The sequence below is a fragment of the Limnohabitans sp. YIMB22184 genome, assembly GCF_048020265.1.
In the GTDB taxonomy this organism is placed as follows: domain Bacteria; phylum Pseudomonadota; class Gammaproteobacteria; order Burkholderiales; family Burkholderiaceae_C; genus Limnohabitans_A.
This window is the reverse complement of sequence record NZ_CP171843.1, coordinates 3,003,649-3,006,980: the sequence shown is the minus strand read 5'-3', so window position 1 is coordinate 3,006,980 and position 3,332 is coordinate 3,003,649. Positions and strand designations below refer to the sequence as shown.

Sequence of the window (3,332 nt, the reverse complement as noted above, 5' to 3'; positions counted from 1 at the left end):
CCATCGGCTTGCTGACGCATCAGAGGCCGCTTTGAAAGCGGCCTCTGATGTGACGGGCGAAATTCAGCGAACCCAGTGGCCCGCACGGGTCGACTTAAGCATTCAAAAGCAGACCGGCTCGCATCCTCTTTCCAAAACCGAGCAAAATTTGTATGATGACCTGATCAATTTTTCCATCAGGAGACAACCATGCAACGCAGAAACTGGATCGCAGCGGCCGCTGCTTTGGTGGCCATCACGCCCTTTTGGGCCACCACCGCATGGGCGCAGGCCTGGCCGGCTCGCCCCATCAAACTGGTGGTGCCCTTCCCGCCGGGAGGCTTGATCGACAACATGGCCCGTTTGGTGGCGCCCAAGTTGGCGCAGGAGTTGGGGCAGCCCATCGTGATCGACAACAAGCCGGGGGCAGGCGGCAACCTGGGTGCGGCCGAAGCGGCCCGTGCGGCAGCCGACGGCTACACGCTGTTGATGGCGTCGCCACCGCTCACCATCAGCCCTGCGCTGTATGCCAAGCTGCCCTACAAGCCTGAGCAAATCGTGCCGGTCGGCCTGCTGGGCCGCGTGCCCAATGTGCTGGTGGTCAACCCCGCATCGGGCATCCAGAGCGTGGCCGACCTGAGTGCCCGCATCAAAGCCAAGCCTGGTCAGCTCAATTACGCGTCCAACGGCCAAGGCACCTCCTTGCACCTGAGCGCCGAGCTTTACAAAAGCCAATCTGGCTTGTTCATCACGCACATCCCCTACCGGGGTGCGGCGGCTGGCCTGACGGCGGTGATGGCCGACGAGGTCAGCATGATGTTTGACAACCTGCCCTCGGCCCTGGGCCTGATCAACGGCGGCAAGCTCAAAGCCCTGGCCGTGACCACGCCCCAGCGCAGCAGCGCCTTGCCGGGTGTGCCCACCATGGAAGAGGCCGGCGTCAAGGGTTACCAGGTGTTTGCCTGGTTTGGCCTGGCCGCGCCAGCGGGCTTGCCTGCACCAGTGGCGCAAAAACTGGAACAAGCCCTGGAACGCGTGGCCAAACAGCCCGAAGTTCAGGCAGCCATCCAGAAGGCCGGTGCCGAGCCGACCTGGGTGAACGCCCAAGGTATGGCCAGCTTCATGCAAGCCGATATGACGCAATGGAAAAAAGTCGCGGCCTACGCCAAGATCAACCTGGATTGAAAGAACGAAGATGAGCACAGTCGGATTGATCGGTTTGGGGGCCATGGGCTCGGGCATGGCCGCATCGCTGCGCCGCGCCGGGCACACGGTGCAGGTGTTTGATGTGCGTCGCGAAGTCGCTGCGGCCTTTGCCGCTGGCGGTGGTGTGGCACACGACACGCTGGCCTCTCTGGGCGAGGCGTGCGATGTGATCGTGTCTGTCGTGGTGAATGCCGCGCAGACCGAGAGCGTGCTGTTTGGCGACGGCACCAACCCCGGTTGCGCAGCCAGCATGAAACCCGACAGCGTGTTCGTGATGTGCTCCACCGTGGACCCGAATTGGTCAGTGGCTTTGGAGGCGCGTCTTGAAGCCATGGGCCTGCGTTACGTGGACGCACCCATCTCGGGCGGCGCGGCCAAGGCCGCATCCGGCCAGATGACCATGATGACGGCAGGCAAGCCCCAGGCTTATGCATTGGCCGAGCCCTTTTTGAACGCCATGGCCGCCAAGGTCTACAAGCTGGGCGACAGCGCGGGCGCTGGCAGCAAAGTCAAGATCATCAACCAGCTGCTGGCGGGCGTGCACATTGCTGCTGCGGCCGAAGCCATGGCGCTGGGCCTGCGCGAAGGCGTGGACCCGGCCGCTTTGTACGAGGTGATCACGAACAGCGCGGGCAACAGCTGGATGTTTGAAAACCGCATGGCCCATGTGCTGGCGGCCGACTACACGCCACTCTCAGCCGTGGATATTTTTGTGAAGGATCTGGGCATCGTGCTGGACATGGCGCGGGCCAGCAAGTTCCCGCTGCCGCTGTCGAGCACCGCGCACCAGATGTTCATGCAGGCCAGCACTGCGGGATTTGCCAAAGAAGACGACAGCGCCGTCATCAAGATTTTCCCGGGCATTGAATTGCCGAAGGGGAAAGCATGAGCGCGTTGAAGCTGGGTTGTATTGCAGACGACTTCACAGGTGCAACGGACCTGGCCAACAACCTGGTGCGCTCGGGCATGCGGGTGGTGCAGACCATCGGTGTGCCCACAGAGCCCCTGGCCGCCGAGGTGGACGCGGTGGTGGTGGCGCTCAAGTCACGCACCATTGCGGCGGCCGATGCCATCGCCCAATCGCTTGACGCTTTGAAGTGGTTGCAGGCGCAAGGGGCACAGCAAATTTATTTCAAATACTGCTCGACCTTTGACAGCACGCCCGAAGGCAACATCGGCCCGGTGACCGAAGCGCTGATGGACGCACTGGGCACAGACTTCACCATCGCCACCCCGGCCTTTCCGGACAACGGCCGCACCGTGTTCAAGGGTTACCTGTTTGCAGGCAATGTGCTGCTGAACGAGTCGGGCATGCAAAACCACCCGCTCACACCCATGACCGACGCTAACTTGGTGCGTGTGATGCAAGCGCAAACCAAGCGCAAGGTGGGCTTGATCGACTACAAAACCGTGGCACAGGGCGAAGCGGCGATTCGCGAACGCATCGCCGCGCTGCGCGCCGAAGGCGTGGGCGTGGCCGTGGTGGACGCGACCAGCAACGACGACTTGCACCTGCTCGGGCCTGCCCTGAAGGGCATGCCGCTCGTCACCGCCGGCTCGGGCGTGGCCATTGGCCTGCCCGCCAACTTTGGCCTGAAGCCTTCGCTGCAAGCGAGCCAGTTGCCTGCGGCCAGTGGCCTCCAAGCAGTCGTCTCGGGCAGCTGCTCTGTGGCCACCAACGCGCAGGTGGCGCATTTCAAAGCCACTGGTCGGCCCGCTCGGGCCATTGACCCCGCCAGCTTGATGCATGGCCAAAGTGACGCCGTGGTGCAGCAGGTGCTGGCGTGGGCCGCGCCGCTCTTGAAGGATGGCCCTGTGCTGGTTTACTCCACCGCCGAGCCCGATGCGGTGAAAGCCGTGCAGGCACAGCTGGGCGTGGCCGAGGCGGGTGCTTTGGTGGAACACGCGCTGGCCGCCGTGGCGCGTGGTTTGGTCGATCTGGGTGTGAAGCAACTGGTGGTGGCGGGGGGCGAAACCTCGGGCGCTTGTGTGCAGGCGCTGGGCATCGCGCAGCTACAAATCGGCCCGCAGATCGACCCGGGTGTGCCCTGGTGCCATGCGCCCTCCGGTGTGCACATCACGCTCAAATCGGGCAACTTTGGCACCGAGGACTTCTTCACCAAAGCCTTTACAGTCTTGGCATGAGC

General features: G+C 63.4%; 3 protein-coding genes. All 3 read left to right on the top strand.

Translation table 11 applies throughout. From position 1 onward, the window contains the following. The first annotated feature begins 189 nt into the window (after window positions 1-189). From ACHEXL_RS13950 to otnK, 3 genes are read left to right on the top strand one after another with little or no spacing between them, the layout of a single operon-like run. Complete coding sequence (locus tag ACHEXL_RS13950; protein ID WP_416559999.1) at window positions 190-1,164, top strand: Bug family tripartite tricarboxylate transporter substrate binding protein; 975 nt, start codon at window positions 190-192, stop codon at window positions 1,162-1,164. 10 nt (window positions 1,165-1,174) lie between these two features. Further along, entirely contained in the window at window positions 1,175-2,074 is a 900-nt protein-coding gene (ltnD, locus tag ACHEXL_RS13945; protein ID WP_416559998.1) for an L-threonate dehydrogenase, read from the top strand. After that, a complete protein-coding gene (otnK, locus tag ACHEXL_RS13940; protein ID WP_416559997.1) occupies window positions 2,071-3,330 on the top strand; it encodes a 3-oxo-tetronate kinase in 1,260 nt (419 codons plus the stop codon). Before ltnD ends, otnK begins: the two co-directional genes overlap by 4 nt. Window positions 3,331-3,332 lie beyond the last annotated feature (2 nt).